This window comes from Actinomadura sp. NPDC049753 (assembly GCF_040674655.1).
Taxonomy (GTDB): Bacteria; Actinomycetota; Actinomycetes; order Streptosporangiales; family Streptosporangiaceae; genus Spirillospora; species Spirillospora verrucosospora.
Window position 1 is genome coordinate 1 of sequence record NZ_JBFARL010000300.1, and the last position, 7,202, is coordinate 7,202.

Sequence of the window (7,202 nt, forward strand, 5' to 3'; positions counted from 1 at the left end):
GCGCCGGCCGCCGCCTCCTCCGCGGCCGCCGCCGCGTCCCGGGCGTCCTCGATCGCGCGGGCCAGGTCCGCTTTTTCCGCCTCCAGCTGCTCGGCCGCCCGCAGGTTCTCCGCCTGGACGGACTGGAGCGCCGCCGCGTCCCGCGGCCACTGCTCCAGCGACATCAGCCCGCGCTGCAGCATCCGCGCCTCGGTCTGCCATGACAGCCGCCAGGCCTCCCCGACCGGACGGAGCGCCGCCGACCGCACCCGCGCCTCCGGAGCCGACGGCCCCTCCTCGGGCTCCACCGGCTCCACCGGCTCCACCGGCTCCACCGGCTCCACCGGCTCCACCGGCTCCACGGCGTCCTCGGGCGGCAGCGCGGGCAGCGGCTCCGCCCTGGTCACGACGGCCTCCGGCTCCGGGATCGCGTCGCCCACGGGCCGGAACTCGACCGTCCCGTTGGACCCCGGCTCCCGCAGCGGCGGCGGCTCCCGCTCGGCGGGCGGCTCCTCGACGTGCTGCTCCCCGACCTGCTGCTCCTCGACTGGTGGCAGCGCCTGCGTCCGTACCGACCGCGCCTCCGCCGTCTCCGGCCGCGTCTCGATCAGCAGCGAGAAGACATCGGGGTCGTCCTCCACGGCGCGCAGCAGCTCGGCGGCCCTCTCCGGGGTGGGGGCGATCAGGAGGGCCCGCCCGTCCGCCTCCGTGAGCTCCTTGACCGCGTCCCGGACGACCCGGGCCTCGTCGCCCTCGTCCGCCCGGACGAGCCGCGGCCCCTCCGCGCCTTCCAGCGTCGCGGGCGCGACGAGGAACCGGGCGAGCACGTCCCACTCCCCCGCGACCCGCCCGTCCCGCAGCGCTCTGAGAGCCGCGATGTGCGGCGCCCACCCCACCGGCGGGACGTCCTCGGGCACCTCCCGCAGCCGCGCGTCGAGCCCCTCGTAGAACTCGCTCAGCGGCCCGTAGACGCTCTCGACCAGCTCACGCCAACCCTCGTCGCCCGTGTCCGTCCCCAACGGAGGCGTCGGCTCGCCGACCTCGATCGGCACGGTCCCCAGCGCCGCCCGCGGATCGATCCCCTCGCCCTCGACACCGGACACGCGACCGGCGGCCTCCTCGCCCGCAACCGGTTCTGGGGAGGCGATGCCGCTCGCGGCGTCCTCCGACGGAACGTCCTGCCCCGTCTCCGCGCTCTCGGCGACCACCGCGTCCGTTATCGCATGGTCCTCTGCCGGCGGTGTCGGCTCGGGAAGTTCGGGGTGCGCGACTTCGCCGAAGCCCGGCTCGGCGTTGGCGTCGTCGGGCGGCTGCTCGTCCATGTCCGGCTCCGGAATGGCCGCGCCGGACGCGGGCTCGAGGCCCTCGGGCAGGGCATGCCGTGCCGAGGCGTCATCGCCGACTTGGTCGCCGTCCGCTACTGCGCCGAGGTCGGGCAGATCGACGGCCGTTGTGTCTGCGGCGGGCGCGGCACTGGGAGGCAGGTCGTCTTCCACCGTCTCCGGAAGGACCACGCCGCCTGCGGGGTCCACGGCTTCCGGTGGGACGGGCTGCGTGGTTCCTGGATCGGCCTGGGCGTCTGCGAGGTCGTCGTCCGGCTCGGGAGCGGGTGGCGCCGGCGGGGCCTCGGCCGGTGGGAGCGGGGCGGTCTCGGTGGGGGACGGTGTGACGGCCGGAAGGGCCTGGGTGGCCTCGGCGGAGGGTTCCTGCTCGGCGGCGCCCGGCAAGGGGACGGTCACCGTCGGCAGGTCGGAGTCTGGGACGTAGGAGGGTCCGGTGTTCTCGTCGGGTCCGTTGGTTTCCGAAGGCTGGTTCACGACGCCATCCCGTCCCAGATCGATCGTCCGGGGCCTGTATGTTCCCCTTCTGCTCCGGACTAACGTCTCACAGGCCGCGGACTCAGCGGTGACCCGCGAGGACCGCGTGATGATCTTCACCGGGCCGGGGCTCGGGGTCGGGGTGGACCACCGCGCCGGTGAGGCGGGGGAGGGCGTGCAGGAGGCTGTGCTCGGCGTCCACGGCGATCCGGTGGGCGCGGACGACGGTGGAGGCGGGGTCGACGACCACGTCGCACTCGGCGCGCAGGCTGTGGCCGATCCAGCGGAGGCGGACGTCGCCCACGGCCAGGACGCCGGGCGTGGCGCGGAGGGCGGCTTCGGCCTGGTCGACCAGGGCGGGGTCCACGGCGTCCATCAGGCGGCGCCAGACCTCGCGGGCCGTCTGCCACAGGACGGTCAGGATCGCCACCGTGATGAGCAGGCCGACGACCGGGTCGGCCCAGGGGGCGCCGAGGGCGACCCCGGCGGCCCCGAAGAGGACGGCCAGGGACGCGAAGCCGTCCGTGCGGGCGTGGAGGCCGTCGGCGACGAGCGCGGCGGAGCCGATGCGGCGGCCTACGCGGATGCGGTAGCGGGCCACGAGTTCGTTGCCCAGGAAGCCGACCAGCGCGGCGCCCGCCACGGCGGCCACGTGGTCCACAGGCTGTGGATGGGCCAGGCGGTGGACGGCGGCGTACCCGGCGGCGGCGCAGGACGCGGCGATGGCCAGGACGATGACGACGCCCGCCAGGTCCTCGGCGCGCCCGTACCCGTAGGTGTACCGGCGGGACGGCGGGCGGCGGCCGAGGAGGAACGCGACGCCCAGCGGGACGGCCGTCAGCGCGTCGGCGGCGTTGTGGAGCGTGTCGCCCAGCAGCGCCACCGAGCCGGTGAACGCGACCACGGCGGCTTGCAGCGCCGTGGTCGCGCCCAGGGCGGCCAGGGAGATCCACAGGGCGCGCATGCCCTGGGCGCTCGCCTCCATGGCCGAGTCCACCTTGTCGGCCGCCTCGTGTGAGTGCGGGCGCACCAGGTGGGCGAGGCGCCCTTTCCGCGAGTGCCCGTGCCCGTGCCCGTGCCCGTGGCCGTCCGCGTGTCCGCTCATCCTCCGATGATGGACCGGAAAACCCGTTGCAGCACCTCGACACCTGCGGCGTTGTCGCAGGTACGCGGGCTGCGTCAGTGCGGGTTGGTGGCCAGAAGCTCCGCCAGGAGGTCGTCCAGGGTGACGATTCCGGCGAACTCGTCGCGGTCGTCGTTGACCACGGCGAGCTGGGCGCGGCCGCGGCGCATGCGGCTGACCGCGTCCAGCACGGTCGTCCTCGCCGTGAGGACGGGGGCGGGGTGCGCCAGCTCGCCGGCCCGGCGCTCGTCGCCCGGCTCGATGATGGCGGCCCGGACGTGGACGATCCCCGTCATCGCGCCGTTCAGGTCGCGGACCAGCAGGCGGCTGTGGCCGCTGGCCGTGGCGGTCCGGCGGATCTGCGCGGCGGTCGCGTCCGCGTCGATCGTGGTGACGGACGTGGCGGGCACGACGAGGCTCCCGACCGTGGCCTCCCGCGCGGAGATCGCCCGGTGCAGCAGCTCGTGGTCGCGGCGGCCGATGAGGCCGAGGCGGCGGGACTCGCCGACCAGGTGGCTGAGCCGCGCCGGGTCGGTGTGGCTGTCCAGCTCGTCCTTCGGCGTGACGCGGATGAGCCGCAGCAGCGCGTTGGTCACCGCGTTCAGCGCCGACAGGATCGGGTGGGACACCTTCGCGAACGCGCGGAACGGCAGGGCGAGGATCATCGCCGACCGCTCCGGGTGCGCGATCGCCCACGACTTCGGGGCCATCTCGCCGACGACCATGTGCAGGAACGTCACGACGGCGAGCGCGCAGCCGAGCGCGACGGCCTTGGAGCCCGCCTCGGGGACGCCGAGCGCGTGCAGCGGCGGTTCGAGGAAGTGCTCGAACGCGGGCTCGGTGACGATGGCGAGGCCGAGCGAGCACATCGTGATGCCGAACTGCGCGCCGGCGAGCATCAGCGACAGCTCGCGGACGCCCGCGAGGGCGGCCACGGCGGGACGGCTGCCCTTCGCGGCGGCGCGTTCGAGCTGCGGGCGGTTGGCCGCGACCAGCGCGAACTCGGCGGCGACGAAGAAGCCGTTGCCGAGCAGCAGCGCGACGGTGACCAGCAGCGAGGTCAGCGGGTCCACGCGACCTCCTCCTCGCCGGACGGGACGTCCGCGGGGCGGGCCGCGCGGATCAGGATCTTCTCGGCGACCCGGCGGGCCACGCTCACGACCTCCAGTTCGACGGCGCCGCCGTCCAGTTCGACGGTGAGGCGGTCGCCGGGGCTCGGCAGCCGGCGCAGCTCCGCCATGACCAGCCCGCCGAGGGTGTCGTAGGCGTCGCCCTCGGGGAGGTCGAGGCCGGTGAGGCGGCCGACCTCGTCGATGCGCATGCCGGCGTCGACCAGCCAGGACCCGTCCGGCCCGGACGTCGGGGCGTCCTCGGGGCCGTCGGTCTCGTCGGCGATCTCCCCGACGAGCTCCTCGGCGACGTCCTCGAAGGTGAGGATTCCGGCGAGCCCGCCGTACTCGTCCACGACGCAGGCGAACTCCTCGCCGGAGTCGCGCATGTGCTCGATGACGCCGTACAGCGGCTGGCTGCCGGGCACCAGCAGGGCGGGCCGGGCGACGGATCCGACCGGCGTGGACGGGTCGAGCGCGTCGTCGGCGACCTCGCGGACGCCCGCGACGCCGATCACGTCGTCGACCTCCTGCCCGTAGACGGGGTACGCGCTGTGCCCGGTCTCGCGGATCAGCGCGACCAGGTCGGCGAGGGGCGCGGTCGCCGGCAGCGCGCGGACGTGCGGGCGCGGCACCATGACCTCGTCGGCCGTGAGGTCGCCGAACGACAGGGCGCGGTCGAGCAGGCCGGACAGGTCGGCGGGCAGGTGCCCGGCGCTGTGCGACTTGCCGATGATGTCGCCGAGCTCCTCCAGCGTCGCGCCGCTGTGCAGCTCCTCGACGGGCTCGACGCCCACGGCGCGCAGCAGCCGCTCCGCCGCGCGGTCGAACAGCCGGATCAGCGGCCCCGCGACCGTCAGGTAGACGAGCGTGGAGGCGGCCAGCACGCGGGCCAGCTGCTCGGCGCGGGCCAGGGCGAGGTTCTTCGGGAACAGCTCGCCGAGGAGCATCTGGACGAGCGTCGCCAGGACGAAGCCGGTGGCGAGGGCGATCGCGCCCGTGGCCCCTTCGGGGATGCCCACCAGGCCCAGCAGCGGCTCGATCAGCTCGGCGAGGGCCGGTTTGGCGATGAAGCCGACGACCAGGGTCGTCATCGTGATGCCGAGCTGCGCGCCCGACAGCATGAACGAGACCCGGCCGATGACCTTGAGGGCCCTGCGGGCGGAGGTGTCGCCGCGTTCGGCGGCCTGCTCCAGGGTCGCGCGGTCGGCGGCGACGTAGGCGAACTCCTGGGCGACGAAGTATCCGGTGGCGGCGGTGAGGACGATCACCGCGAGAACGCCGAGTGCCGCGGTCAGCATGGGGCACCGGGTCTATGACTGGGGTCCGACACCGCGGACTCACCACTCCTCTCGTTAATGACGTATCTGTCGTAACGTCACCAGGAACAACGAGGTTCCCCCTGCACAGGGTACGGGCACGTGAGGATCGGCGGAGAGCGGCGGTCTCGCGACGCGGACCTGACCAGACGGAAAGCGCCTTGTCTCGGTTAGTGTCACGGATCACACTTGTATGAGAGCGTACGTCCGATAGTGGACCGGTCCGTGCTCCCAGACCGGCTCTGCGGGCATGCTCAGGGGGGACCGGAGAAGACGATCGCGGGGCAGACGTTGGACCAGAGCGGGGCAGGGGCCGCCGCGCCCATGAGCCGTGAAGGCGTCGACCATGCCCTGCGCACGCTCCGGGACGAGCGCGACCGCATCGCCTCGAACCTCCTCGAACTGGAGCGCCACGACGGCGGCCGCCTGCTCAAGGGCGCCCGGCTCACCGGCGAGACGTGGCGGCGCTGGGACGCGGCGCAGGCCCGGCTGGCGACGCTGTGGCGGCTGTTCGACGCCTACCAGCGCGTGCTGGACGCGGCCGGTGAGCTGCGCGAACGGTCGCCCCGGCCGGACCCGGCCACGCTGACGGAGCTGTCCGGCCTGCTGGCGGGCCAGTCGGTCGAGCTGCCCGACGGGGAGATCCCGCTGGAGCACCGGACGCTGCTCGGCCCGCAGGAGCGCCGCATCACGCTGGACGAGGCCGTCGCGATGATGTCGGACGCCTACGAGTTCGTCGCGGGCGAGATCGCCGCCGCCGACGCCGCCTGGTCGGCGCTGCTCCAGCCGCTGGAGGACGCAGAGGAGAGCTGGCGCAGGACGGCCCGGCTGGCGCACTCGCTGGACGGCACCCGGCACCCCGAGCTCGACCGGGTCGGCCGTGAGCTGACCGCGCTCGGCCGGCTCGTCCGCACGGACCCGCTGTCGCTGGTCAAGGACGGCCGCGCCGACACCGCGCGGCTGGACCGCGTCTGCGCCATACTGACCTCGCTCGGCGACGAGCTCGCCGGCGTCGCCAGGATGCGCGAGGACTACGAGGAGCTCGTGGCGCGGGTCGCGGCCCGCGTCGAGGAGGTCGAGGACACGGAGCGGCAAGCCCACGACGCCCACGCGACGGCCCTCGACAAGATCCACTCCCCGAACCTCCCGGATCCCGCGCGGGGCCTCGGCGCCGCGCTGCGGGACCGGCTCGCCGCCCTCGAACGGCTGCGCGAGGCCGGCCGCTGGGTGGAGATGGCGGGGCGCTTCGCCGAACTGGAGCACGCCGCCGAGGAGGCGCTGGAACGGGCGCGCGGTGACCTGCGTCTCAGTGCCGGGCTGCTCGACCGGCGGGGCGAGCTCCGGGGGCGCCTGGAGGCGTACCGGGCGAAGGCCGCGCGGCTCGGCCTCGCCGAGGACGAGCGGCTCACCGTGCTGTACGGGGAGGCGCGCGAGGTGCTGTGGACGGCGCCCTGCGATCTGCGCAGGGCGACCACGGTGCTGGCGGAGTACCAGCGAGCGATCAGGGCGTGCGAGAGCGAGACGGGGACCCGGCGATGAACCGATGCACCCAGCCCGGCTGCACGGGCGAGGTGGAGGCGGACGGATTCTGCGACGTCTGCGGCATGGCTCCCGCCGCCGCGCCGTCCGCGGCGAACTCGTCACCGCAGCAGGCGCCTCAGCAAGCGCCCCCGGCGCCCCAGCCGGCGCCTCAATCCGCGCCTCAATCCGCGCCTCAGTCGGCGCCTCAGTCGGCGTCCCGCCCTGCCGCGGCGTTCAACCCGGCGCACACCGGTCCGGCGCCCATCGGCCCGTCGCCCGCCGGTCCGGCCCAGCCCGCGCGGACGGCTGCGCCGGTGCGGCCGGCCGCGCCCGC

The 7,202-nt window shown here is 74.8% G+C and carries 4 protein-coding genes and 1 pseudogene; 1 reads left to right on the forward strand and 4 read right to left on the reverse strand.

What is annotated here, in order from left to right; translation table 11 throughout:
* The 4 genes and pseudogenes from AB0K37_RS39050 to AB0K37_RS39065 form a co-directional block, all read right to left on the reverse strand.
* A pseudogene (locus AB0K37_RS39050) lies at window positions 1-1,796 on the reverse strand (hypothetical protein); the annotation flags it as partial.
* A gap of 82 nt (window positions 1,797-1,878) precedes the next feature.
* Window positions 1,879-2,901, reverse strand: a complete 1,023-nt coding sequence (locus AB0K37_RS39055; protein WP_363990400.1) for a cation diffusion facilitator family transporter — start codon at window positions 2,899-2,901, stop codon at window positions 1,879-1,881.
* A 74-nt stretch (window positions 2,902-2,975) separates the two neighbouring features.
* On the reverse strand, window positions 2,976-3,992 hold the full coding sequence (locus AB0K37_RS39060) for a hemolysin family protein (protein ID WP_363990401.1): 1,017 nt from the start codon (window positions 3,990-3,992) through the stop codon (window positions 2,976-2,978).
* On the reverse strand, window positions 3,980-5,329 hold the full coding sequence (locus AB0K37_RS39065) for a hemolysin family protein (protein ID WP_363990402.1): 1,350 nt from the start codon (window positions 5,327-5,329) through the stop codon (window positions 3,980-3,982). The genes AB0K37_RS39060 and AB0K37_RS39065 overlap by 13 nt, the downstream gene beginning before the upstream one ends.
* A 342-nt stretch (window positions 5,330-5,671) precedes the next feature.
* On the opposite strand from AB0K37_RS39065, the gene AB0K37_RS39070 reads away from it, so the two are divergent.
* Complete coding sequence (locus AB0K37_RS39070) at window positions 5,672-6,886, forward strand: hypothetical protein (protein WP_363990404.1); 1,215 nt, start codon at window positions 5,672-5,674, stop codon at window positions 6,884-6,886.
* Window positions 6,887-7,202 lie beyond the last annotated feature (316 nt).